The sequence below is a fragment of the Streptomyces sp. GB4-14 genome, from assembly GCF_022696125.1.
GTDB lineage: Bacteria > Actinomycetota > Actinomycetes > Streptomycetales > Streptomycetaceae > Streptomyces > Streptomyces werraensis.
In genome coordinates this window covers 796,462-819,463 of record NZ_RZHO01000002.1, presented here as the reverse complement: position 1 = coordinate 819,463, position 23,002 = coordinate 796,462, and the positions used below count along the sequence as shown (strand labels likewise).

Here is a 23,002-nt window from a genome sequence, read left to right as displayed (position 1 = left end):
CTTTACGCATCAGATGAGCGATGATCGATCGAAACGCCTGGGAAACAGGGGCGAAAAGCGCCCCTGACATGGCAAAACGGCCACCCCGAAGGGTGGCCGTCATCACAGCGTCGGAAGGCGGTTCAGCGCTCCTTGAGGGCCCGCTCGATGGCCTCCATGACCTCCTCCAGCGGGGCGTCGGTGCGGGCGACGGTCACCAGCACCTCGCCGTGAGCGGAGGCCGTGGCCGCCGCCGGCCGCTGCGGGGCGGCCGTGCGCCGGCCCGCCATGATCCCCGTGCCGAACGTCTTCCGCACGATCGCGAAGGCGTGGTCGAGCTGCGCCTCCACGTCGCCCTGGCCGCCCGCCCGCAGCCAGCGCCGCAGCACGTGGTTGTGCGCCGTGACCACCGCGGACGCGGCGACCTCCGCCAGCAGCGGGTCGTCGTTGGCGTCGTCGTCGTGGGCGTGTTCGTCGAAGTGGCCCAGCAGATAGCGGGTGAACAGCCGCTCGTAGCGGGCCACCGAGGCGATCTCCGCCTCCCGCAGGGTGGGCACCTCACGGGTCAGCTTGTAGCGGGCCACCGAGATGTCCGGCCGCGCCGCGTACATCTTCATGACCTCTTTGATGCCCCGGCACACCGTGTCGAGCGGATGCTCGTGCGCGGGGGCGGCGTTGAGCACCGCCTCGGCGCGCACCAGGGTGTCGTCGTGGTCGGGGAAGATCGCCTCTTCCTTGGAGCGGAAGTGGCGGAAGAACGTGCGGCGGGCCACCCCGGCGGCGGCCGCGATCTCGTCGACGGTGGTCGCCTCGTACCCCTTGGTCGCGAACAGCTCCATCGCGGCGGCCGCGAGCTCCCGGCGCATTTTGAGCCGCTGGGCGGCGGCACGCGAGCCGGCGGTGGACTCCGGCGGCTCGGTCGTGGCTGGCGTACGTACGGACTTGGCGGGCTGGGACATGCCCTGAACGTACTGCATGCGCGCGGCACGGTGCGCGTGACCGGGGCCTCCCCCGCCCTCGGGGGGCGGGGGAGGGGCGGTGCGGGCGGGCGGCGGGAACCGGTCGGGATCCAGCAGCCCGCCCCACTCGGCACCGCCCGGGAACGGCTCGCCGGGGTACCGCTCAGCGCTTGGCATATTCGCGGAAGCCACGGCCGGTCTTACGGCCGAGGCAGCCCGCGGCCACCAGGTGCTCCAGCAGGGGCGCCGGGGCCAGACCCGGGTCGCGGAACTCGCGGTGCAGCACCTTCTCGATGGCCAGCGAGACGTCCAGCCCGACGACGTCCAGCAGCTCGAACGGACCCATCGGGTAGCCGCCGCCCAGCTTCATCGCGGCGTCGATGTCGTCGAGGGTGGCGTAGTGCTCCTGCACCATCTTCACCGCGTTGTTCAGGTACGGGAACAGCAGCGCGTTCACGATGAACCCGGCCCGGTCGCCGCAGTCCACGGCGTGCTTGCGGATCTTCGAACAGACCTCGCGGACGGTCGCGTGGACGTCGTCGTCGGTCAGGACCGTGCGCACCACCTCCACCAGCTTCATGGCCGGCGCCGGGTTGAAGAAGTGCATGCCGATCACGTCCTGCGGGCGCGAGGTGGCACGGGCGCAGGCGACGACCGGGAGGGAGGACGTGGTGGTGGCGAGGACCGCGCCCGGCTTGCAGACCTTGTCCAGCGTGGCGAACAGCTGCCGCTTGACCTCCAGGTCCTCGGCGACGGCCTCGACCGCGAGGTCCACGTCGGCGAAGTCGTCGTAGGTGCCCGTCGGCCGGATCAGGTCCAGGGTGGCGGCGGCCGCCTCGGCGGTCATCCGGCCCCGGTCGACCGAGCGGGACAGTGACTTGCCGACACGGGCCTTCGCCGCCTGCGCCTTCTCCTCGCTGCGGGCGGCCAGCACGACCTCGAAGCCCGCCTTGGCGAAGACCTCGGCGATGCCGGACGCCATGGTGCCCGAGCCGGCCACGCCCACCGAGCGCACCGGGCGGCCGGCGGCCGAGGGGCCGTCCTCGCGCGGGGTGAGGGCGTCCGCCACGACCGTGCCGCTGCCGGGCGCCTCGTAGGTGTAGAAGCCGCGGCCCGCCTTGCGGCCCGTCAGCCCCGCCTCGCTGAGCTGCTTGAGGATCGGCGCGGGGGCGTGCAGCCGGTCGCGGGATGCGGCGTACATGGCGTCCAGGACCGTGCGGGCGGTGTCGATGCCGATCAGGTCCAGCAGCGCCAGCGGGCCCATCGGCAGGCCGCAGCCCAGCCGCATCGCGGCGTCGATGTCCTCACGCGAGGCGTACCGGGCCTCGTACATGGCGGCGGCCTGGTTCAGGTAGCCGAACAGCAGCCCGTCGGCGACGAATCCGGGCCGGTCGCCGACCGCCACGGGCTCCTTGCCCAGGTCCAGGGCGAGATCGGTGACGGCCGTGACGGCGGCGGGCGCCGTCAGCACGCTGGAGACCACCTCGACCAGCTTCATCGCCGGCGCCGGGTTGAAGAAGTGCATGCCCAGCACGCGCTCCGGGTGGGCGGAGTCGGCGGCGAGCCGGGTCACCGACAGCGCGTTCGTGCCGGTGGCCAGCACGGTCTCCGGCCGCACGATGCCGTCCAGCTCCCGGAAGATCTGCTGCTTGATCTCGTACGACTCCGGGGCGACCTCGATCACCAGGTCGGCGCCGGCCGCGGCCGAGAGGTCCGTGCCGGTGGTGACGCGGGCGAGGAGCTCCGCGCGCTGCTGCTCGGTCAGCCGGCCGCGCTCGACGGCGCGGGCGGTGGAGGTCTCCAGGGCGGCGACGCACTTCGCGGCCTGGGCCTCACTGACGTCGATGCCGACGACGTCGCGGCCGCCGGCGGCCAGGACCTCGGCGATGCCGGTGCCCATCGTGCCGAGGCCGACCACGGCGACGGTCCGGAGCGGGGACAAGGGGGTGTCGGACTGGGGAGTGGCCATCGCGGGACTCCAGGAATGAGGTGACGACGGAAGCAGCGCCCCGGTGCGCCGGAAGGCGCACCGGGTGCGTGCGTGAATGCGGGTGTTGGCCGGGCTGCGAGCGCACACGCCCGGACCGCCGGTGATACGGCGGTGGGTCCGACCGGCCCTGTCCCGGGGCCGAGCCGTACTGCGGTACACGGTGTACCGAACCGACTGCGACTCACGACGGCCGCGTCACCAGACCGCCGTGAGGAAGGTGCGAGTGGGTAACTCGCTCGTCTGAGCTTAACCCGCGGGTAACGAGCGCGCCAGCCCCCGGATTTGTGAGGTGGGTCCCGCGCCCGGTGTGATCCCCCTAACCTCGTCGGCATGGACGAAGAGTTGCGAACGCTCACGGAGCGCTTACGGGCGGAGTCCGGCGGCACGGCCGCGTTCGAGCGGCTGGCCGCCACGGACGACCACGACCTCCTGGCCGGCGTCCTCACCGCCCCCGGACAGCCGCTGTGGGCGCGTGAACTGGCCGCGTTCCGGCTCGGGACGGCGGGCGACCGGCGGGCCTTCGAGACGCTGGTGCTTCTCCTCAACCACCGCGACCCGCCGCGCTGCGCAGCCGCCGCGCAGGCCCTGGCCCGTCTCGGCGACCCACGCACCGCACGCGCCGCCGCCGCCCTCGCCACCAACGAACTGCGCGTCGCCTACGCCCTGCACCCGGTCCGCCTCCTCGCCGAGCTGCGTGCCCCCGAGGCGGTCCCGGCCCTGATCACCACCCTCCGCCGCAGGCTGCGCCCGCACGACCCCTACCGCCGGGTCGCGCTCGCCTGTGTGGAGGGGCTGGGCGAACTCGGCGACCCGCGCGCGGAGTCCGTACTGAACGAGGCGCTCGCGCACCCGGCACTGGCGGAGGCGGCGGTCCACGCCCTGGCCCGCATCCCGCGCCAGGGAAGCGCCCGGGGGCGGATCCCGGGGCCGCGATAGCGCGTGACGCGCCGTCACCTCCCTGTCGCACCCCGCCACCGGGCCGCCTCCCGCACCCCGGGACCGCGGCCCCCGGACCGCTCCCGCGAGCAGGCGGGGGAGGCGGGTGTCCCGTCCGCGGACGGGCAGCGGCGGGCCGGCGCTCGGCTGTACGCGGGGGTCGGCCCGGACGGGGAGGGCCCGGACGGGAAGGGCCCGGACGGGGACGGGCCGGTCGCAGGAGGACCCGGTCCGGCGGCCCGGCGTGGATCCGGCCCGGTCAGCCGGTGAGAGCCAGCACGTACCGCACCTCCGGCACCGCGACCCCGCCCACCTCGAAGGGGTCCTCGGCGCCGTCCGGCGTGAAGCCCGCGGCCTCGTAGAAGCGGCGGGCGCGCGCGTTCTCCTTGAGCACCCACAGGAACAACCGAGGGAGCCCGGCCGCCGCGCAGCGGCCGGTCACCTCGGTCAGCAGGGCGCGCCCCGCCCCCTGCCCGATCCGCTCGGGCGGCAGGTACAGCGCGTACAGCTCGCCGTCCCCGGTGCGCACCTCGCCGTCCCGGTACGGCCCGTAGGCGGCCCAGCCGGCGAGCGTGCCGTCCGCCGCCTCGGCGACCAGGTTCACCACGCTGCCGTCCCCGCCCGCGAGCCGCGCCCGCTGCCTCTCGGCCTCCGCGGCGAGGTCCATCGTGTCCAGGTACGCCTGCGGAATCATCCCGCGGTAGGCGTACTGCCATCCCCGGACCCGTATCGCGGCGACCCTCGCACTGTCGTCCGCGGTCATCGGGCGGATGCGGAGCCCCGCCGGGCCGGTCATGCGGGGACCACCGCCAGCGCCTCGACCTCCAGCAGGAACTCCGGGCGCACCAGGGCGGAGACCTGCACGGCGGAGGCGGCCGGGACGCGGTCGTCGGGGATGTGCGCCGCGCGGGCCGCGCGGACGGCCGGCATGTGCGCCATGTCCGTGACGAAGTAGGTCAGCTTCACGACGTCGTCGAACGCGGCTCCGGCCGCCGCCAGACACAGGCGGAGGTTCTCGAAGACCTGGCGGGCCTGGGCCCCGGCGTCGCCGGCGCCGACGATACGGCCGTCCTCGTCCAGGGCGAGCTGGCCGGAGACGGCCACCAGACGGCCGGCGCCCGTCATCACGTGGGCGTACTGGGCCGCCGGCGCCACGCCCTCGGGGGCGGGTATGCGGGTCAGATGGCTCATGGGGAGCATCATGACCCACCCGGCCGCGCGTCCGCCCCCGGGTTTCGCCGGGTCAGACGCGGGAGCCGAGGAGGCCGTGGAGGACCGAGCCGCGGACCGTGCCGGGGGCCGCCTTCGACGTCAGCGGCTTCGGGTCGGGCAGCGCCGCGCACACCGCGTCGGCGTCCCCGTGGCTGCCGCGCGGCACCGTGCCGTCGGCCAGGTAGGCCGCAAGATGACGGTCCAGGCAGGCGTTCCCGCTCAGCGTGATGCCGTGGTTGCCGCCGCCCGACTCGACCACCAGGCCGGAGCGCTCCAGCCGGCGGTGCACCGTGACGGCGCCCTGGTACGGGGTGGCCGCGTCGTCCGTGGCCTGGAACAGCAGCGCGGGCGGCAGCTGGCTCATGGTGTTGATCCGCTCCGGCCGCTGCGCCTCGACCGGCCAGTACGCGCACGGCGCGTTGTACCAGGCGTTGTTCCAGGACATGAACGGCGCCCGCTCGTACATCTCCCAGTTGTCCTTGCGCCACTGCGCCCAGTCCCGCGGCCAGACGGCGTCCCGGCACTCGATCGCCGTGTACACGCTGTAGCCGTTGTCCCCGGCGACGTCGGTCGCGCCGAAGTTCTCGTACGCCTCGACCAGCGGCCCGCCGTCCTTCTCGTTGACGTACGCGGCGAACGCCTCGGCCAGATAGGGCCAGTAGCCGTTGTAGTAGCCGCCCGGGACGTAGGTGTCCTCCAGCTCGGCCGGGCCGACCTTCCCGCCGGCCGGGTCCTCCTTCAGCGCGGACCGCATCGTGTACCAGGCGGCCTCGATCTTCTCCGCGTCGGTGCCCAGGCGGTACGTGGCGTCGTGCTGGGCGACCCAGTCCATGAAGGCGCGGTGGCGGGCGTTGAACGCCTGGTTCTGGTCGAGGTTGGAGTCGTACCAGACGCCCGTGGGGTCGACCACGGAGTCCAGCACCAGACGCCGCACCCGCTGCGGGTACAGCTTGGCGTACACGGTGCCGAGGTAGGTGCCGTAGGAGTAGCCGAAGTAGTTGACGCGCTCCGCGCCCAGCGCCTGCCGGATCACGTCCAGGTCGCGTGCGGCGGCCGTGGTGGTCATGTGCGGCAGCAGGTCCCCGTACTTGCGCCCGCAGGCCTCGGCGAAGGACTTCGCGCGGTCCAGGTTGGCCTGCTCCACCTCGGGCGAGGTGGGCACCGGGTCGGGCCGCACGGCGTCGAAGTGGCCCGGGACGCAGTCCAGCGCCGGGCGGCTCTCGCCCACCCCGCGCGGGTCGAACCCGACGACGTCGTACTCGGCGGCGACCTGCTTCGGCAGCGACGCGGCGACGAACCCGGCGAGCGTCAGCCCGCTGCCGCCCGGGCCGCCCGGGTTCACCAGCAGGGGGCCCTGGTACTTCTTCGCGGTGTGCGGGATGCGCGACAGCGCCAGTGTGATCGTGCGCCCGGAGGGGTCGGCGTGGTCCAGCGGCACCTCGACGGACGCGCACTGGAGCGTCGGGTAGTCGTCGGTGCCGCACTTCTTCCAGGCGGGCGCGGCGACGCGGAACGTCTCCGGGGCGTGCGGGGCGCCGGCCTCGGCGGGCACGGCCGTGAGGCCCGAGGCGACGACGGCGGCGGCGCCGCACAGCACGGCTGCGCGTTTCTTCATGGTTCTCCCAGGGCGAGGTGCTGCGGACCGCGAGACTCACGGTTCACGCGGCATCGTCCCGATGTGGCGCCACATCTGAACGCGAAACGCCGGTTGTTGACCCGATCGGGCCGCCGGATGCGCCCGGATGCCCTCAGAGCAGCGTCAGCTGGGTCGGCAGTTCCGGCTCCTGCGGCGCCGGGGCCGGGATGCGGCGCGGGGCGCCCGCGCGTGCCGGACCGATGCCGTACTCCCGGGCCAGGTCGTGCACCTGACGCGTGATCCGGCGCTGGTACCAGCGAGGCGCGTAGGCGCCCTCCGCGTACAGCCGCTCGTAACGGGCGACCAGGTGCGGGTGGTGCTCGGCCAGCCAGGACATGAACCACTCGCGGGCGCCGGGCCGCAGATGCAGCACCAGCGGGGTGACCGAGGTGGCGCCCGAGGCGGCGATGGCCCGCACGGTCGCCCTCAGCTGCTCAGGCCGGTCGCCCAGGAACGGGATCACCGGCGCCATCAGCACCCCGCAGCCGATCCCCGCGTCGGTGAACGCGCGCACCACGTCCAGCCGCCGCTCGGGCGCCGGGGTGCCCGGCTCGACCGTGCGCCACAGCTCCTCGTCGGTGAAGCCCACCGAGACCGAGACGCCGACGTCGGTCACCTCGGCGGCCTGCCGCAGCAGGGGCAGGTCGCGCAGGATCAGCGTGCCCTTGGTCAGGATCGAGAAGGGGTTCGCGTGGTCGCGCAGCGCCTCGATGATCCCCGGCATCAGCCGGTACCGGCCCTCCGCCCGCTGGTAGCAGTCGACGTTGGTGCCCATGGCTATGTGCTCGCCGTGCCAGGAGCGGGAGGCGAGCCGGTGGCGCAGCAGTTCGGGCGCGTTCACCGTGACCACGATCTGGCTGTCGAAGCCGAGCCCGGTGTCGAGGTCGAGGTAGCTGTGGGTCTTGCGGGCGAAGCAGTAGACGCAGGCGTGGCTGCAGCCGCGGTAGGGGTTCACCGTCCATTCGAACGGCATACGGGAGGCGCCCGGCACCCGGTTGACGATGGAGCGGGCCCGGATCTCGTGAAAGGTGATCCCCCGGAATTCAGGCGTGTCGAAGGTGCGGGTCGTGACCGCCTCCGCGCCGAACAGCGCGGCGTCGGCACGGCCGTGTTCGGAGTCCGGTGAGAGGTTCTCCCAGCGCATGACGCCTCCTCGGTGTCGCTGCCGCACAGAATAGAACACATGTTCCCTTGATCGTGCGAGCGACATCTTCGGTCAGTTCCGGACCTCGATTTGGGCGGCGGGCGCGGGGGTGGTTGGCTGTGCCCCGACCCTGGAGAACCCAGCCCTGGAGGAATGCGATGGCGCAGGTCGAGGCCACTACGGAGCGGATCGTCGCGGCGGACGCGGACACGGTGTTCGACGCCCTCGCCGACTACAGCGGCACCCGCGCCAAGCTGCTGCCCGAGCAGTTCAGCGAGTACGAGGTCCGCGAGGGCGGCGACGGCGAGGGCACCCTCGTGCACTGGAAGCTCCAGGCCACCAGCAAGCGGGTGCGCGACTGCCTGCTGGAGGTCACCGAGCCCACCGACGGCGAGCTGGTCGAGAAGGACCGCAACTCCTCCATGGTCACCACCTGGCGGGTCACCCCGGCCGGCGAGGGCCGTGCCCGGGTCGTCGTGACCTCCGTGTGGAACGGCGCGGGCGGCATCGGCGGCTTCTTCGAGCGCACCTTCGCCCCCAAGGGCCTCGCCCGTATCTACGACGCGGTGCTGGCCCGACTGGACGCCGAGGTCGGGAAGCAGTAGTCCCCGGTCGCGCTGCTTTCGGCCAACTCCGTCCCGGCGAAATGGAGTTGGCGCTTCCGTCACCGGTTCGGGTGATCTCTCGACGGACCGACTCTGTGCCGTAACTCGTCGCGCTTGCTCGTAGTTGTCGCTTTTACGCGGGAATTGTCCAGCAGTGCGACGAGGGGAGCGGCACGTGGGCGGGATCACTCTGACGCAGGACGAGCCGGTCACGGCTCCATCGGACGGGGCGCCGCCGCCCCCCGTGCAGACGGCCGGGGACCCCCCGTCCCCGGCCCCGGAGAGCGGGCCGGTCCTGAGCCCCGCCCGGGTCCGGCTCGTCTTCCTGGCGCTGATGCTGGCGCTGCTGCTCGCCGCGCTCGAGCAGATGATCGTCGCCACGGCACTGCCGAGGATCGTCGGCGAGCTGCACGGCCTCGACAAGATGTCCTGGGCGATCACCGCCTATCTGCTCACCTCCACCGTCGGACTGCCGGTGTACGGCAAGCTCGGCGACCAGCTCGGCCGTAAGGGCGTCTTCCAGTTCGCCATCCTCGTCTTCGTCGTCGGCTCCGCCCTGGCCGGCCGCGCCACCACGATGGACCAGCTCATCGCCTACCGCGCGGTGCAGGGCGTCGGCGCGGGCGGTCTGATGATCGGCGTCCAGGCGATCATCGCGGACATCGTGCCCGCACGGCAGCGCGGCCGCTTCATGGGGCTCATCGGCGCCGCCTTCGGACTCGCGTCCGTCGCCGGGCCGCTGCTCGGCGGCTACTTCACCGACCATCTGACCTGGCGCTGGTGCTTCTACATCAACGTGCCCTTCGGCCTGGTCACCATGGTCGTCGTCGCCCTCGTGCTGAAGCTGCCCAAACCGACGGGCAGGCGCCGCTTCGACGTGCTCGGCACGCTGTTGCTCACCGCCGCGTCCACCTGCCTGGTCCTGCTCACCAGCTGGGGCGGCACCGAGTACGCCTGGGACTCCCGCGTCGTGCTGGGTCTCGGCGCCGGTGCCGTCGCGGCCACCGCCGCCTTCCTCGTCGTCGAGCGGTTCGCGGTCGAACCGCTCATCCCGCTGCGGCTCTTCCGCGACTCCGTCTTCAACGTCACCGGTCTGGTGGGCCTGGTCGTCGGCGTCGCCCTGTTCGGCGCCGCGAGCTATCTGCCCACCTACCTGCAGATGGTCGACGGGGCCTCGGCGACCGAGTCAGGACTGCTGATGCTGCCCATGATGGGCGGCATCGTCGGCACGTCCATCGTCTCCGGGCAGATGATCAGCCGTTCCGGGCGCTACCGCAGCCACCCCATCGTCGGCACCGCCCTGTCCGTCGCCGGCATGTGGTTGCTGTCCCGTCTGGAGACGGGCACGCCCCGGCTGCACTACAGCGTCTGGATGTTCGTCCTCGGCGCCGGCATCGGCATGGTCATGCCGGTCCTCGTCCTCGCCGTGCAGAACTCCGTGCGCCCCGCGGACCTCGGCACCGCCACCAGCGCCAACAACTACTTCCGGCAGATCGGCGGCAGCGTCGGCGCCGCCGTCTTCGGCACCCTGTTCGCCGGCCGGCTCACCGACGCGCTCGCCGAGCGGCTCCCCTCGGACGTCGAAGGGACGCCGGCCGACGCCGAGTCGATCACCCCCGAACTCGTGCACGCCCTGCCGCCGGAGCTGCGCGACGCCTACGTCCAGGCCTACGCGGACGCCATGCCGCGCATCTTCCTCTACCTCGTGCCGGTGCTCGTCCTCGGCCTGCTCATCGCCTTCTTCCTCAAGGAGAAACCACTGGTGTCCCACCACACCCCCACCGCCGACCCGGCCCACGAAGCACCGCACCTCGAGGCGCGCGTACCGCAGGCGCGCAGTGCGCACAGCGGCGGCATCCCCGTCTGCGGCAGCGTCCAGCACCCCGACGGCACGCCCGTGCCCCGCGCGGCGCTCACCCTCATCGACGTCCAGGGGCAGCAGACCGGACGCGGCGCGAGCGGCGCCGACGGGCGGTACGCGCTGGCCACCCCCGGACCGGGCTCCTACGTCCTGATCGCCGCCGCGGGCGGCCACCAGCCGCAGGCGGTCTCCGTGACCGTCGGCGAGCGGCCCGTCGAGCTCGACGTGGTGCTCGGCGGCGCCGGCCGGCTCGCGGGCAGCGTCGTCACCGCCGACGGCACGCCCGTGCGGGACGCCGCAGTCACCCTCACCAACGTGCACGGCGAGGTCGTGGCCGGCACCCGCAGCGGCCGCGAGGGCGGCTACGTCATCAGCGAACTCGTGGCGGGCGAGTACACCCTCGCCGCCAGCGCGCCCGCCTTCCGTCCGGCCGCGCTTCCCGTCACCGTGCAGGCCGCCCGTGAGACGCGCCAGGACGTCGAACTGGCGGGCGGCGCCGTGCTCCGCGGCACCGTGCGCGCCGGCGGCGGACGGCCGGTGGAGGACGCGCGGGTCACGCTGCTCGACGCGGCGGGCAACGTCGTGGACACCCTCACCACCGGGCCCGACGGCACCTTCCGCTTCGTGGACCTGTCCTCCGGCGAGTACACGGTCATCGCCGCCGGCTACCCGCCGGTCGCCACCGTGCTCCAGGTGGCCGGCGGGGGTCGCACCGAACGCGACCTCCAACTGGGACACGAGGACTGACCCGCCCCCGTGCCGGTGGACCGGAGCCGCCCCCTCCTCGGCTTCGGTCCGCCATCCCCCTCACCCCTCGGCCAGGGCGTCCCGTACGGCGGCGGCGACCTCCTCCACGGCCGGCGGGAAGAGAACCGAGTAGTGGTTGGTGCCGTCGATCCGGCGGGCCGGCATCCGCGCCGGGTCCAGGGCCGCCGCGGCGACCCGCCCGGTGTCGTACAGCGCCCGCGGCTCGTCGAGCAACCCCCGCTCCGCCCACAGCAGTTCACCGCGCACCTGCGGCTGGTGCACCGCGGCCAGCGTCTCCGCGTCCCCCAGGACGTCCGCGCCGTCCGCGCGCACCGCGTCCAGCACACAGCTGCTGCGCAGCTCCGGCGCCCGGCCCGTCAGGTCCCGTGTCACATAGCCGGCCACGTGCGGCCCCCAGTGCGGGCCGAGCGCCGGGTGGGCGCGGAAGAACGCCAGATAGTCCTCCGCGCTCGCGAACGTCATCGACAGCCGGTCCATCGCCGGGCCGATCACCGCCCTCAGCAGCGCGTCGATGTCGGTCCCTCCGGGCGGCGGGAAGCCCAGCCCGCCGTCGACCAGTACCACGCGCGGGAAACGGCCCGGGTGCCGGGCTGCGGCCAGCGCGGCGACGAAGGCCCCCATCGAGTGGCCCACCAGCACCGCCCGCTCCAGCCCCAGGTGGTCGAGCAGCGCCACCGTGTCGTCGACGTGCGCGCCCAGCCCGTACGGTCCTGGCAGCTCCGCGCTCCCGGCCCGGCCCCGCAGGTCGGGGGCGTAGAGGTCGACGCCGGGCAGGGCGCCGGCCAGCGCGGCGAAGGCGAGCGAGTTGGCGGTGATGCCGTGCAGGGCGACGACGGGAGGGCCGTCGCCCGGCCAGTGGGTGACGGCGAGCCGGCCGCCCCGCACGGGGGCGATGAGGTCCCGCGTGAGGGCGGACCCGGACGTGGTCATGCGTGTCTCCTTCGGCCGAGGGCGGTGATGCCGCCGGGGGCCAGATAGACGGCCAGGACGAAGAGGCTGCCCAGGACCAGCATCGGTTCCACCCCCAGGTCCCAGCCGCCGAGCCTTTGGTCGAGGTAGGTGAACAGCACCCCGCCCACGACCGGCCCCCAGCGGGTGCCGCTGCCGCCGAGGACCACCATCACCAGCAGGGTGAGGGTGAACTCGGGCGTGGAGGTGTGCGGAGTGGCGCCCGCGGTGACCAGCAGGTGCAGCACCCCGCCGAGCACGGCCAGCGACGACGCCAGCACGAACGCGCCCAGCTTGTGCGCGAACGGGCTGCGGCCGAGGACGGCCACCCGCTGCTCGTTGTCCCGGATCGCCTGCCAGACCCGGCCGGCCGGGCGCGCGGTCACCGTCCACACCACGCCCGCCACCAGGACCAGGTAGGCGAGCGCCAGCCAGTACACGTTCGCGGTGTTCTGCACCCCGACCAGGGCGTCCGGCACCCCGTCGACGTACAGCGGCAGGCCTTCCTCGCCGCCGGTGAGGCCGCCCGGGTTGCGCTCCACGTAGATGGAGCCCGCCTGCGCGAAGGCAAGGGTGACCATCGCGAAACCGACGCTGCCGAGGGCGAGGGTGCGGAGCGACACGGCGCCCAGGACGAGGGCGGCCAGTGCCCCGAGCACCAGGGTGAGCAGTGCGGCGGGCAGCAGCCCCAGGCCCAGCTCGGTCATCGCGAGCTGGGTGCCGTAGCTGCCGCCGGCGATGTAGAGGGCGTGTCCGAAGGACAGCAGCCCGGTGCGGCCGAACATCAGGTCGTAGCCGAGCGCGAGCGCGCCGAATACCAGGCACAGCGCGAACAGCTGGAGCGAGCCGGGGGAGTTGACGGGTCCGTCGAGCAGCACCGGGATGTCCAGCGCCGAGTACGGCAGCAGCGCGAGGACCAGCAGCACCGCCACCGGGACGGTCGCCGGACGCAGCCTGCGCAGCAGCCCGTGCTGCGTGCCCGGGGTGTCCTTCACGGCCGGCGCCGGGGCGGCGGGGGTGGCCCGCGGGGTGCGGGTGGCGGTCATGCCGTGCCTCCTGCGGATCGGGTGCGGGGTGCGGTGAGCGCGCGGCGCAGCCGCGTCAGCGGCGACCCGGTCCCGGCGGCCGGCCGGGACAGCACCACCGCGGCCAGCAGGACCACGACGGCCAGGTCGCCGTAGCCGCCCGCGTAGTAGTTGGCGTACTGCTGCACCAGGCCCACGGTGAGCGCGGACAGCGCGACGCTGGTGATGGAGACGAGACCGCCGATGATCACCACGACGAACGCGAACACCAGCAGCGAGGTCCCCTGGTGGGGCGAAAGGGAGCCGAAGTAGAGGCCGCCGAGCACGCCGGCCAGGCCCGCGAGGGCGCCGCCGAGTGCGAACACCAGGGTGAAGGCGCGGGTGACGTCGATGCCGAGCGCCGTGACCATCGCGCGGTCCTCGACCCCGGCGCGGACGATCAGCCCGTAGCGGGTGCGGGACAGGAAGAGGCGGATGCCGGCGAGGACCAGCAGGGCCACCGCGACGAGCAGGAACCGGTTCACCGGAACGCGCGCCCCGAGGACGCCCACGGTGTCGGCGAGCGCGTCGGGCACCGGGAACGGCCGGGCGTCGGCGCCCCACACGGTCTGCACCAGCGCCGGGACGGCGAGCGACAGGCCGACGGTCACCAGGATCTGCTCCTTGACCCGGCCGTACAGCCGCCGGATGAGGACCAGTTCGACCACGGCCGCGAGCAGCAGCCCGGTGAGGGTGCCCACCACTGCGGCGAGCAGCAGCCCCGGCATCCCGCCGACCGTCTCGGCGGTGCGCCAGGCGGTGTAGACGGAGACGGTGAGGAACGCGCCGTGCGCGAAGTTCAGCACGTCCATCAGCCCGAAGATCAGCGCCAGTCCGGAGGCGATGAGGAAGTAGAGGGCTCCGAGGCCCAGTCCGGTCAGGGTGAGCAGGACGAGGGTGTCCATCAGGCGGCTCCGTGGTCCGGGCGGCTGCCGACACCCAGCAGCGCGGTCGTACGGGCGGTGTCGGCGAGCAGGTCGCGGGCGTCGCCGGTGTGCACGACCCGGCCGGCGTCCAGCACCACCGCGCTGCGCGCCAGCCGGCGCACCACGGCGAGGTTCTGCTCGACCAGCAGCAACGGCACGCGTGCGGCGACTCGTTCGAGCACCTCGGCGGCCTCGGTGACCACCCGGGGCGCGAGCCCCTTGGTGGGTTCGTCGACGACGACGACGAGGGTGTTGTCGTTGAGCAGGGTCCGGGCGAGGGCGACCATCTGCTGCTGGCCGCCGGACAGGGTGCCGGCGCGCTGGTCGCGGCGGGCGGCGAGTTCCGGGAACAGGTCGTGCACCAGGTCGTAGCGGTGCTCGTGGCCCGGGCGTTCGGCCAGTGCGAGGTTCTCGGCGACGGTGAGCCCGGCGAACACCCCGCGGTCCTCGGGCGCGTAGCCGATGCCGCGGCGGACGGTGCGGTGGGTGGGCTCGTGGGTGATGTCGTCGCCGGCGAAGGTGACGCGGCCCGCGGTGACCCGGCCGCCGTCGGGCAGCAGCCCCAGCACCGCGCGGATGGTGGTGGTCTTGCCGACGCCGTTGCGGCCCAGCAGCGCGGTCACGCCGGAGGCGGGCACGTCGAAGGTGACCCCGGTGAGGATGTGTGACCCGGCGATGTCCACGTCGAGGCCCTCGACGCGCAGGATCGGTGGCGCGGTCACAGCTCGTCTCCCAGATAGGCCTGCTGGACGGTGGCGTCCGCCATCACCTCGGCGGGGCTCGCGGCGGCGAGCAGCCGCCCGTGGTGCATCACGGCGACCCGGTCGGCGAGGCCGAGGACCACGTCCATGTGGTGCTCGACCAGCAGCACCGTGCGGCCCTCGTCGCGGTGCAACGACCGGATCAGACCGGTGAGTTCGGCGGTCTCCTCCGAGGCCACCCCGGCCATCGGCTCGTCCAGCAGCATCAGCCGCGCCCCGGCCGTGCCCGCGCCGAGGGTGGGCGCGAGCAGCATCGCCAGCTCCAGCTTGCGCTTGTCGCCGTGGGAGAGGCCGGCCGCGAGATCCCCGGCGCGGTGCGCCAGCCGGACCCGCTCCAGCACACCGGTGACGTCCGCCGCGCCGACCCGGCGCACACCGGCGGACCGCGCGGCCAGGTCGACGTGCTCGGCGACCGTCATCGTGGGGAACACCGAGGACGACTGGAAGGTCCGCCCGATGCCCCGGCGCACCCGGCGGTGCGGGGGCAGGGCGGTGATGTCGTGGCCGTCGAGCAGGACGGCGCCGCCGGTCGGCCGGGTCAGCCCGGTGATCAGGTTGAACAGGGAGGTCTTGCCCGCCCCGTTGGGGCCGATCACGGCGAGGAGTTCGCCCTCGCGCACGGCGAGCGACACCCCGTCGATGATGTCGGCTCCCCCCACCGACCAGCACAGCCGGTCCAGTTGCAGTACGGGCGTCATGCTCAGCCGATCCTCGTCTCGGCGGGGGCGACCTGCTCGGCCGGGAAGGTCCGCGCCACCCGCGGTGTGCCCTCGCCGGTGAACCGCGCCTGGAACGTGGGCTGGAGCAGCGCGTGGTCGGCGGCCCGCACGGTGTTCGGCCCCTTCACACCGGAGAACGAGAAGCCCTCCAGCGCCTTCACCATGGCGTCCGTGTCGCCCTTCGCGCCGCCCGCGCGGACCGCCTCGACGACCATCTGCGCCGCGTTGAACCCGTCCGGGGTGAACAGGTCCTCCTCCCACTTCTTCGCCTTGAAGTATGTCCGCATCGCCTGCGCCTCCGGGGTGTCCGCGGCGCCGGGCACGTAGTGCGCGAGGAGCGTGACCTTCTCCCGCGCCTTGCCGAAGACCGGGTAACTCGCCCTGCTGTCCAGTCCGGTGACGACGGTGGCGGCGTCGAGCACGCCCTGCTGGTCGAGGGTGGACCACATCGACTGGGCGGTGTCCCCGGCCCACGCGACGAACACCATGTCGGGCCGGGCCGCCTTCACCTTGCTCGCCACCGGGGTCAGATCGGTGGCGGCGGGCGGTGCCAGCACCTCGCTCACGGTGGTGCCGCCGGTGCCGAGGACGGACTTCACCGCGGCGGCGTTGGCCTGGCCGAAGGCGTTGTCCTGGGCCAGCACCACGACCTTCTTGCCCTTCGATCCGCCCAGGATGTTCTTCGCGGTCAGCACGTCCTGGTAGGTCTGCCGGCCGGAGCGGAAGGTGTAGCGGTTGACGCCGGTCAGCGCGTCCGTCGCCGCGGGTCCGCTGATGTAGAGGGTCTTGTTCTGCGCCGCGACGGGCGCGATCTGCGTGGCCACGCCGGAGACGGCGGAGCCCGCGATGATCGGCACGCCCTGCCCGATGCGCTTCTTGGCCAGGGAGACGCCCTTGGCCGGGTCGCCGCCGTCGTCGTCCTCGAGCACGGTGATCTCCACGCCGTCGACGGCGCCGGTGCCGTCGGTCGCGTGGTCGAGGCCGGCCTCGAAGCCGCGCAGGTACTGCTCGCCGTACGAGGCCAGCGGGCCGCTGGTGGAGGTGATGAGGGCGACCTTCACCTCCTCGGCGCCGGAGGCGGCGCCGCTGCCCGGGCTGGAGCAGCCGGCGGTGAAGGCGGTGGCGAGCAGGGCCACGGCGGCGGACAGGAAAAGGGGTCTACGCATGACCGTACGGCTCCTCGGTGCGACGGCGGACGACGCCAGCGGCACGATCCGTCACGGATGATCACTGTGCGCTGAGCGGTAACCGGCAGTGTGATCCGCGTCAGATCCGGCCACAATGTGGGCCGCACACACGTGACACCGTTCAACCGTGGTGCCTACACACGTCGTTGAGGTGCGAGTAGAGGAAGGGACGGGGAGCGCGCGCCGGTCAGGAGGTCCGGCGGTTCCGGGCGGCGGCCTGGTCCGCGAGACCGCCGGCGCCCAGCAGCCCGGTCGCCTCGAACGGCTCGGCGGCCGCAAGCCGCGGCAGTTCACGCCGGGACAGCGCCGTCACCACCGGCGGCATCGCCCAGCGCACCAGCTGGGTCGCGCGCAGCCACCCGGGTACGTACACCGAGGGGCGCCGCCGCTCCACCGCGTCCACCAGCCGCCCCGCCACGTGCTCCACCGGGTACACCTTCCGCGCGGGCGGCGGCATGTGACCGCGCAGCTCGCGCAGCACCACGTGCTCGTCCACACCGCGGATCATGTCCGTGTCGGTCCAGTTGATGTAGGCGACGGACACGGCCACCTGACGGTGCGCCATCTCCGCCCGCAGGGAGTGCGCGAACGACTCGACGCCCGCCTTGGACGCGCAGTACGCGCTCATCATCGGCGCCGCGCCGATCGACGCCAGCGACGCCACCTGGAGGAAGCAGCCGCCGGTGGCGGTCAGATCGCCGATGAACGTGCGGGCGGTGGCCGCGCTGCCGATCAGGTTCACCTCGATCACCCGCCGCCACACCGCAGGGTCGGACTCGGCGAACGGCCCGCCCTCGGCGACCCCCGCGTTGGCGACCACGACCGACGGCGGCCCGAGACGCGCCCGGATGTCCGTGCCGGTCTCCGCCAGGCCCTCGTCGTCCGTGACGTCGACCTCCCAGCAGCCGCCCTCGCCGGGCAGTTCGTCCCGCACCTGCCGCAGCGTCCGCTCCTCCCGCCCGAGCAGCGCCACCTTCATGCCGCGCGCGGACAGCTCGCGGGCGAGCGCCGCGCCCAGGCCGCGGGCCGCGCCGGTGACGACGGCGGTCCTTCCGTCCAGCGGGTTCCGGGTCCGCGGCATGCGACGCTCCTGTGCTCCATGACGGGCGTTCGTCCCGTTCACCGTAGGTCCGGCCGGGCATCCGCGCAGGTCGGGCGGTGCGGGCCGGGGCGGACGGAGGGCGTCGGTGGTCTGGACCAGTGGGAGTTATCCACAGGGTGGCCGCAGCGATGCGGGACGACGTAGCGTGTGCGCCATGAAGATCCTCATCAGCGCCGACATGGAGGGCGCCACCGGTGTCACCTGGCCGGCCGACGTCCTGCCGGGGACGCCCCAGTGGGAGCGGTGCCGGTCGATGTTCACCTCCGACGTGGACGCCGCCGTGCGCGGCTTCTTCGACGGCGGAGCCGACGAGGTGCTGATCAACGAGGCCCACTGGACCATGCGCAACCTGCTGCTGGAGCGGCTCGACGAGCGCGCCGAGATGCTCACCGGCCGGCACAAGGCGCTGTCCATGGTGGAGGGCGTCCAGCGCGGCGACGTCGACGGCATCGCCTTCGTCGGCTACCACGCGGGCGCCGGCATGGAAGGTGTCCTCGCGCACACCTTCCTCGCCAACTCCGTCACGGGCGTGTGGCTCAACGGCGTGCGCGCCAGCGAGGGCCTGCTCAACGCCCACGTGGCCGCCGAGTACGGAGTCCCGGTGATCCTCGTCACCGGCGACGACGTGGCCTGCGAGGACGCCCTGGGCTACGCGCCCGAGGCGCTGAAGGTCGCCGTGAAGGACCACGTGTCGCGGTACGCCGCCGTGTGCCGCACCCCCTCCCGGACGGCCGCCGACATCCACGCGGCGGCCAAGGAGGCGGCCGCGCTGGCCGTGCGCCGGGAGCCGGCCGGCGGCGGGCCCTTCACCGTGGCGGTGGAGTTCGATGCCGAGCATCTGGCCGGCGCCGTCACCGTCGTGCCGGGCGTGACCCGGAGCGGCGAGCGCAAGGTGATCTACACCAGCGAGACCATGTACGACGCAATCCGCACCTTCAAGGCGGTCACCACGATCGCCTCGGCCGCGGTGGAGGAGCAGTATGGCTGACCAGCTCGCCCTGGACGAGGTCGTGACCTTCACGTCCGACCTCATCAGGATCGACACGACGAACCGGGGCGGGGGCGACTGCCAGGAGCGTCCCGCCGCCGAGTACGCGGCGGCGCGGCTCGCCGAGGCCGGCCTGGAGCCGGTCATGCTGGAGCGCACCCTGGGCCGGACCAACGTCGTGGCGCGGCTGGAGGGCACCGACCCGTCGGCCGACGCGCTGCTGCTCCACGGCCACCTGGACGTCGTCCCGGCCGAGCCCGCCGACTGGAGCGTGCACCCCTTCTCCGGGGAGATCCGCGACGGCGTGGTCTGGGGACGCGGCGCCGTCGACATGAAGAACATGGACGCGATGATCCTGTCCGTGGTGCGCTCCTGGGCCCGCGAGGGCGTGCGGCCGCGCCGGGACATCGTCATCGCGTTCACCGCCGACGAGGAGGCCAGCGCCGTGGACGGCGCGGGCTTCCTCGCCGACCGGCACGCGCACCTCTTCGAGGGCTGCACCGAGGGCGTCAGCGAGTCCGGCGCGTACACCTTCCACGACGGGCAGGGACGGCAGTTCTACCCGATCGGGGCCGGCGAGCGCGGCACCGGCTGGATGAAGCTCACCGCCCGCGGCCGCGCCGGACACGGCTCCAAGGTCAACCGGGAGAACGCGGTCACCCGTCTCGCCGCCGCCATCACCCGCATCGGCGAGCACGAGTGGCCGCTGCGGCTCACCCCGACGGTGCGCGCCGCGCTGACCGAGATCGCCGCCGTGTACGGCATCGAGACCGACCTGTCCGACGTGGACGCCCTGCTGGACAAGCTCGGCGGGGCGGCCAAGCTGGTCGAGGCCACCGTCCGCAACAGCAGCAACCCGACGATGCTCGACGCCGGCTACAAGGTCAACGTGATCCCCGGCGAGGCCGTCGCGCACGTCGACGGGCGGTTCCTGCCGGACACCGAGGACGAGTTCCGGGCCACCATGGACCGGCTCACCGGCCCCGACGTCGACTGGGAGTTCGCCCACCGCGAGATCGCCCTCCAGGCGCCGGTGGACTCCCCGACGTTCGCCGCGATGCGGGAGGCCGTGCAGGCGTTCGCGCCCGAGGCGCACACCGTGCCGTACTGCATGTCCGGCGGTACGGACGCCAAGCAGTTCGCCCGGCTCGGCATCACCGGGTACGGCTTCGCGCCGCTGAAGCTGCCCGAGGGCTTCGACTACCAGGCCCTCTTCCACGGCGTGGACGAGCGCGTGCCGGTCGAGGCGCTCCAGTTCGGTGTCCAGGTGCTCGACCGGTTCCTGCGGTCGGTCTGAAGCGAGTGGGGGAGACAGTGCAGACCCTGGCGTTCGGCGAGTGGCCCTCGCCCGTCGACGCGGCCACGGCCGCGGCCCACGACGGCAGCCCCGAGTACGTGGGCTTCGTCGGGGACGAGGTGTGGTGGACCGAACCCCGGCCCGCCGAGGCGGGCCGGCGCACCCTGGTGCGGCGGCACGCGGACGGCACCGAGGAATCCGTCCTGCCCGCCCCGTGGAACGTCCGCAGCCGCGTCATCGAGTACGGCGGCCACCCCTGGGCGGGCGCCGTGCGCGACGGCGTGCCGCTCGTGGTGTTCGCGCACTTCCCCGACCAGCGCCTCTACCGCTGGGAGCCGGGCGCCGAGCCGGTCCCCCTCACGCCGGTGTCGCCGGTCGGCCCGGGACTGCGCTGGGCCGAGCCCGTCGTGCTGCCGGAGCGCGGCGAGGTGTGGTGCGTCCTGGAGGAGTTCACCGGCGACGGCCCGAGCGACGTGCGCCGGGTGCTCGCCGCCGTCCCCCTCGACGGGTCCGCCGCCGGGGACCGGGGCGAGGTCCGCGAGCTGACCGGGGAGCGGCACCGGTTCCTCACCGGACCGCGGCTCTCGCCCGACGGGACACGCGCCGCCTGGATCGGCTGGGACCACCCCCGCATGCCCTGGGACGGCACCGAGCTGATCGTCGCCGACGTCGCCGCGGACGGCACCCTGACCGGCGCCCGCACCGTGGCCGGCGGGCCCGAGGAGTCCGTACCGCAGGCCGACTGGACCCACGACAACCGCCTGCTGTACGCCAGCGACCGCACCGGCTGGTGGAACCTCTACCGGGACGGCGAGCCCGTCTGCCCGCGCCCCGAGGAGTTCGCCGGGCCGCTGTGGAAGCTGGGCCAGCGCTGGTTCGCCCCGCTGGACGGCGGACTGATCGCCGTCCTGCACGGCGAGGGCGCCCAGCGGCTCGCCGTGCTCGACCCGGAGACGTGCGAGGTCGTCGACGCCGCGGGACCGTGGAGCGAGTTCGGCCCCACCCTCGCCGCGCTCGGCGAGCGGGTCGTCGCCGTCGGCGCGAGCCCGCACAGCTCCTACGAGGTCGTGGAGCTGGACACCCGCACCGGCCGGGCCCGGGTGATCGGCGCGGCCCACCGCGACGCCGTGGACCCCGCCCACTATCCCGAGCCCGAGGTCCGCACCTTCACCGGACCCGACGGCCGGGAGATCCACGCCCAGGTGTACCCGCCGCGCAACCCCGACTGCACCGGCCCCGCCGGCGAGCTGCCCCCGTACGTGATCTGGGCGCACGGCGGACCCACCGGCCGCTTCCCGTTGGTCCTCGACCTGGAGATCGCCTACTTCACCTCACGCGGCATCGGCGTCGCCGAGGTCAACTACGGCGGCTCCACCGGGTACGGCCGTGAGTACCGCAACCGGCTGCGCGAACAGTGGGGCGTGGTCGACGTCGAGGACTGCGCCGCCGTCGCGCGGGCCCTGGCCGAGGAAGGCGTCGCCGACCCGGACCGGCTCGCGGTCCGCGGCGGCAGCGCCGGCGGATGGACCACCGCCGCCTCCCTCACCACCACCGACGTCTACGCCTGCGGCACGATCATCTACCCGGTTCTCGACCTCACCGGCTGGGGCACCGGGGAGACGCACGACTTCGAGTCGCAGTACCTGGAGACGCTGATCGGGCCGCGCGCCGAGGTGCCCGAGCGGTACCGGGAGCGCTCGCCCGTCACCCACGCCGACCGGCTCGGCGCGCCGTTCCTCCTGCTCCAAGGGCTGGACGACGTGATCTGCCCGCCCGTGCAGTGCGAGCGGTTCCTTGCCCGGCTGGCCGGCCGGGGCGTCCCGCACGCCTACATCACCTTCGAGGGCGAGGGCCACGGCTTCCGCCGTGCGGAGACCATGGTGCGCGCCCTGGAGGCCGAGCTCTCCCTGTACGCGCAGGTGTTCGGGCTGACGGCGCCCGGCATCCCGGCCCTGGAGCTGAAGCCATGAGCACGTCGGCCTCGCTGACCCCGCTGCGGCGCCCGCCCCGCCTCGCCCCCGGCGCCCGGGTGGCCGTGGTCGCCCCCAGCGGGCCCGTCCCCGAGGAGCGGCTCGCGGCCGGGCTCGACGTGCTGCGCGGCTGGGGCCTCGACCCCGTGGCCGCCCCGCACGTCCTCGACCGGCACCGCGAGTTCGGGTACCTCGCCGCCGGCGACGCCGACCGCGCCGCCGACCTGCAGAACGCCTGGTGCGACCCGGCCGTCGACGCGGTGATCTGTGCGCGCGGCGGATACGGCGCGCAGCGCATGGTCGACGCCCTCGACTGGGAGGCGATGCGGGCGGCGGGGCCGAAGGCGTTCGTCGGATTCAGCGACATCACCACGCTGCACGAGGCGTTCGCGGTGCGGCTCGGCCTGGTCACGCTGCACGGGCCGATGGCCGCGGGCGCCGACTTCGTCAAGAGCGCGCGTGCCCAGGAACACCTGCGGGCCACGCTCTTCGCCCCCGAGTCGGTGCGCACGATCCGCTCCGACGGCACCGCGCTGGTCCCGGGACGCGCCCGCGGGGTGACCCTCGGAGGCTGCCTCTCCCTGATCGCCGGCGGCATCGGCACCCCGCACACCCGCGACTCCGCGCGCGGCGGCCTGCTGTGCCTGGAGGACGTGGGGGAGGAGACCTACCGCCTCGACCGCTGCCTCACCCAGCTGCTGCGCGCCGGGATGCTCGACGGCGTCGCCGGGCTGCTGCTGGGCTCCTGGGCGGAGTGCGACCCGTACGACAAGGTGCGGGCGCTGCTGGTGGACCGGCTCGGCGGGCTCGGGGTGCCGGTGGCCGAGCAGTTCGGTTTTGGACACTGCGACGACGCGCTCACGCTGCCGTTCGGCGTCATGGCCGAACTGGACGCCGGCGCGGGCACCCTGACGCTGGACGAACCGGCGCTGAGCTGAGCGCGGGGCCGA

Annotated in this window: 20 protein-coding genes; 7 read left to right on the top strand and 13 right to left on the bottom strand. The window is 73.7% G+C overall.

The annotated features are described in order from the left end of the window. Positions 1-122: 122 nt before the first annotated feature. Together ELQ39_RS05010 and ELQ39_RS05005 are read right to left on the bottom strand one after the other, a co-directional pair. On the bottom strand, positions 123-938 hold the full coding sequence (locus tag ELQ39_RS05010; RefSeq protein ID WP_190001517.1) for a TetR family transcriptional regulator: 816 nt from the start codon (positions 936-938) through the stop codon (positions 123-125). 163 nt (positions 939-1,101) lie between these two features. Continuing rightward, entirely contained in the window at positions 1,102-2,907 is a 1,806-nt protein-coding gene (locus ELQ39_RS05005; protein ID WP_190001518.1) for a 3-hydroxyacyl-CoA dehydrogenase family protein, read from the bottom strand. Positions 2,908-3,258: 351 nt separating this feature from the next. On the opposite strand from ELQ39_RS05005, the gene ELQ39_RS05000 reads away from it, so the two are divergent. Continuing rightward, entirely contained in the window at positions 3,259-3,864 is a 606-nt protein-coding gene (locus tag ELQ39_RS05000; RefSeq protein ID WP_225641635.1) for an adenylosuccinate lyase, read from the top strand. Between the two features lie 259 nt (positions 3,865-4,123). On the opposite strand, the gene ELQ39_RS04995 is transcribed toward ELQ39_RS05000, so the two are convergent. The 4 genes from ELQ39_RS04995 to ELQ39_RS04980 all read right to left on the bottom strand — a co-directional run bounded on the left by ELQ39_RS04995 (position 4,124) and on the right by ELQ39_RS04980 (position 7,856). Further along, positions 4,124-4,660, bottom strand: a complete 537-nt coding sequence (locus ELQ39_RS04995; protein WP_242591138.1) for a GNAT family N-acetyltransferase — start codon at positions 4,658-4,660, stop codon at positions 4,124-4,126. Next, a complete protein-coding gene (locus ELQ39_RS04990; protein ID WP_242591137.1) occupies positions 4,657-5,055 on the bottom strand; it encodes a RidA family protein in 399 nt (132 codons plus the stop codon). Before ELQ39_RS04990 ends, ELQ39_RS04995 begins: the two co-directional genes overlap by 4 nt. Positions 5,056-5,107: 52 nt before the next feature. Further along, positions 5,108-6,691, bottom strand: coding sequence for an alpha/beta hydrolase (locus tag ELQ39_RS04985; protein ID WP_242591136.1), 1,584 nt, complete (start codon positions 6,689-6,691; stop codon positions 5,108-5,110). 133 nt (positions 6,692-6,824) lie between these two features. Further along, complete coding sequence (locus ELQ39_RS04980) at positions 6,825-7,856, bottom strand: Rv2578c family radical SAM protein (RefSeq protein ID WP_242591135.1); 1,032 nt, start codon at positions 7,854-7,856, stop codon at positions 6,825-6,827. A gap of 158 nt (positions 7,857-8,014) precedes the next feature. On the opposite strand from ELQ39_RS04980, the gene ELQ39_RS04975 reads away from it, so the two are divergent. Together ELQ39_RS04975 and ELQ39_RS04970 are read left to right on the top strand one after the other, a co-directional pair. Further along, positions 8,015-8,461, top strand: coding sequence for an SRPBCC family protein (locus tag ELQ39_RS04975; RefSeq protein ID WP_019521786.1), 447 nt, complete (start codon positions 8,015-8,017; stop codon positions 8,459-8,461). 175 nt (positions 8,462-8,636) lie between these two features. Beyond that, positions 8,637-11,069: an MFS transporter gene (locus ELQ39_RS04970; protein WP_242591134.1), complete on the top strand. Its 2,433-nt coding sequence runs from the start codon at positions 8,637-8,639 to the stop codon at positions 11,067-11,069. 60 nt (positions 11,070-11,129) lie between these two features. Here ELQ39_RS04970 and ELQ39_RS04965 read toward each other — a convergent pair whose 3' ends face one another. The 7 genes from ELQ39_RS04965 to ELQ39_RS04935 form a co-directional block, all read right to left on the bottom strand. Continuing rightward, a complete protein-coding gene (locus ELQ39_RS04965) occupies positions 11,130-12,020 on the bottom strand; it encodes an alpha/beta fold hydrolase (protein ID WP_242591133.1) in 891 nt (296 codons plus the stop codon). Continuing rightward, positions 12,017-13,084, bottom strand: a complete 1,068-nt coding sequence (locus ELQ39_RS04960; protein ID WP_242591132.1) for a branched-chain amino acid ABC transporter permease — start codon at positions 13,082-13,084, stop codon at positions 12,017-12,019. The genes ELQ39_RS04965 and ELQ39_RS04960 overlap by 4 nt, the downstream gene beginning before the upstream one ends. Further along, positions 13,081-14,007 (bottom strand): branched-chain amino acid ABC transporter permease, encoded by a 927-nt coding sequence (locus ELQ39_RS04955; RefSeq protein WP_242591131.1) that lies wholly within the window; start codon positions 14,005-14,007, stop codon positions 13,081-13,083. The genes ELQ39_RS04960 and ELQ39_RS04955 overlap by 4 nt, the downstream gene beginning before the upstream one ends. Next, on the bottom strand, positions 14,007-14,750 hold the full coding sequence (locus ELQ39_RS04950) for an ABC transporter ATP-binding protein (RefSeq protein WP_242591130.1): 744 nt from the start codon (positions 14,748-14,750) through the stop codon (positions 14,007-14,009). Before ELQ39_RS04950 ends, ELQ39_RS04955 begins: the two co-directional genes overlap by 1 nt. Then, entirely contained in the window at positions 14,747-15,487 is a 741-nt protein-coding gene (locus ELQ39_RS04945; RefSeq protein ID WP_225641620.1) for an ABC transporter ATP-binding protein, read from the bottom strand. The genes ELQ39_RS04950 and ELQ39_RS04945 overlap by 4 nt, the downstream gene beginning before the upstream one ends. Before the next feature lie 2 nt (positions 15,488-15,489). Next, entirely contained in the window at positions 15,490-16,674 is a 1,185-nt protein-coding gene (locus tag ELQ39_RS04940; protein WP_190001529.1) for a substrate-binding domain-containing protein, read from the bottom strand. A gap of 208 nt (positions 16,675-16,882) precedes the next feature. Then, positions 16,883-17,776 carry an SDR family oxidoreductase gene (locus tag ELQ39_RS04935; RefSeq protein WP_242591129.1) on the bottom strand — a complete coding sequence of 298 codons (894 nt, stop codon included), beginning with the start codon at positions 17,774-17,776 and terminating at the stop codon, positions 16,883-16,885. 175 nt (positions 17,777-17,951) lie between these two features. On the opposite strand from ELQ39_RS04935, the gene ELQ39_RS04930 reads away from it, so the two are divergent. Genes ELQ39_RS04930 through ELQ39_RS04915 form a run of 4 tightly spaced genes read left to right on the top strand, consistent with a single transcriptional unit; the run spans position 17,952 to position 22,990 of the window. Next, complete coding sequence (locus ELQ39_RS04930; RefSeq protein WP_242591128.1) at positions 17,952-18,785, top strand: M55 family metallopeptidase; 834 nt, start codon at positions 17,952-17,954, stop codon at positions 18,783-18,785. Continuing rightward, positions 18,778-20,082, top strand: a complete 1,305-nt coding sequence (locus tag ELQ39_RS04925; RefSeq protein WP_190001532.1) for a M20/M25/M40 family metallo-hydrolase — start codon at positions 18,778-18,780, stop codon at positions 20,080-20,082. Before ELQ39_RS04930 ends, ELQ39_RS04925 begins: the two co-directional genes overlap by 8 nt. Positions 20,083-20,099: 17 nt before the next feature. Continuing rightward, positions 20,100-22,052: an LpqB family beta-propeller domain-containing protein gene (locus tag ELQ39_RS04920; RefSeq protein WP_190001533.1), complete on the top strand. Its 1,953-nt coding sequence runs from the start codon at positions 20,100-20,102 to the stop codon at positions 22,050-22,052. Beyond that, a complete protein-coding gene (locus ELQ39_RS04915) occupies positions 22,049-22,990 on the top strand; it encodes a S66 peptidase family protein (RefSeq protein WP_242591127.1) in 942 nt (313 codons plus the stop codon). Before ELQ39_RS04920 ends, ELQ39_RS04915 begins: the two co-directional genes overlap by 4 nt. Positions 22,991-23,002 lie beyond the last annotated feature (12 nt).

Excerpts from the sequence above, each read along its gene's own strand:
- ELQ39_RS04985 (WP_242591136.1), bottom strand. The coding sequence starts at position 6,691 with ATGAAGAAACGCGCAGCCGTGCTGTGCGGCGCCGCCGCCGTCGTCGCC.
- ELQ39_RS05005 (WP_190001518.1), bottom strand. The coding sequence starts at position 2,907 with ATGGCCACTCCCCAGTCCGACACCCCCTTGTCCCCGCTCCGGACCGTC.
- ELQ39_RS04965 (WP_242591133.1), bottom strand. The coding sequence starts at position 12,020 with ATGACCACGTCCGGGTCCGCCCTCACGCGGGACCTCATCGCCCCCGTG.
- ELQ39_RS04995 (WP_242591138.1), bottom strand. The coding sequence starts at position 4,660 with ATGACCGGCCCGGCGGGGCTCCGCATCCGCCCGATGACCGCGGACGAC.
- ELQ39_RS04955 (WP_242591131.1), bottom strand. The coding sequence starts at position 14,007 with ATGGACACCCTCGTCCTGCTCACCCTGACCGGACTGGGCCTCGGAGCC.
- ELQ39_RS04960 (WP_242591132.1), bottom strand. The coding sequence starts at position 13,084 with ATGACCGCCACCCGCACCCCGCGGGCCACCCCCGCCGCCCCGGCGCCG.
- ELQ39_RS04930 (WP_242591128.1), top strand. The coding sequence starts at position 17,952 with ATGAAGATCCTCATCAGCGCCGACATGGAGGGCGCCACCGGTGTCACC.
- ELQ39_RS04945 (WP_225641620.1), bottom strand. The coding sequence starts at position 15,487 with ATGACGCCCGTACTGCAACTGGACCGGCTGTGCTGGTCGGTGGGGGGA.
- ELQ39_RS04940 (WP_190001529.1), bottom strand. The coding sequence starts at position 16,674 with ATGCGTAGACCCCTTTTCCTGTCCGCCGCCGTGGCCCTGCTCGCCACC.
- ELQ39_RS05000 (WP_225641635.1), top strand. The coding sequence starts at position 3,259 with ATGGACGAAGAGTTGCGAACGCTCACGGAGCGCTTACGGGCGGAGTCC.
- ELQ39_RS05010 (WP_190001517.1), bottom strand. The coding sequence starts at position 938 with ATGTCCCAGCCCGCCAAGTCCGTACGTACGCCAGCCACGACCGAGCCG.
- ELQ39_RS04935 (WP_242591129.1), bottom strand. The coding sequence starts at position 17,776 with ATGCCGCGGACCCGGAACCCGCTGGACGGAAGGACCGCCGTCGTCACC.
- ELQ39_RS04915 (WP_242591127.1), top strand. The coding sequence starts at position 22,049 with ATGAGCACGTCGGCCTCGCTGACCCCGCTGCGGCGCCCGCCCCGCCTC.
- ELQ39_RS04975 (WP_019521786.1), top strand. The coding sequence starts at position 8,015 with ATGGCGCAGGTCGAGGCCACTACGGAGCGGATCGTCGCGGCGGACGCG.
- ELQ39_RS04925 (WP_190001532.1), top strand. The coding sequence starts at position 18,778 with ATGGCTGACCAGCTCGCCCTGGACGAGGTCGTGACCTTCACGTCCGAC.
- ELQ39_RS04980 (WP_242591135.1), bottom strand. The coding sequence starts at position 7,856 with ATGCGCTGGGAGAACCTCTCACCGGACTCCGAACACGGCCGTGCCGAC.
- ELQ39_RS04990 (WP_242591137.1), bottom strand. The coding sequence starts at position 5,055 with ATGAGCCATCTGACCCGCATACCCGCCCCCGAGGGCGTGGCGCCGGCG.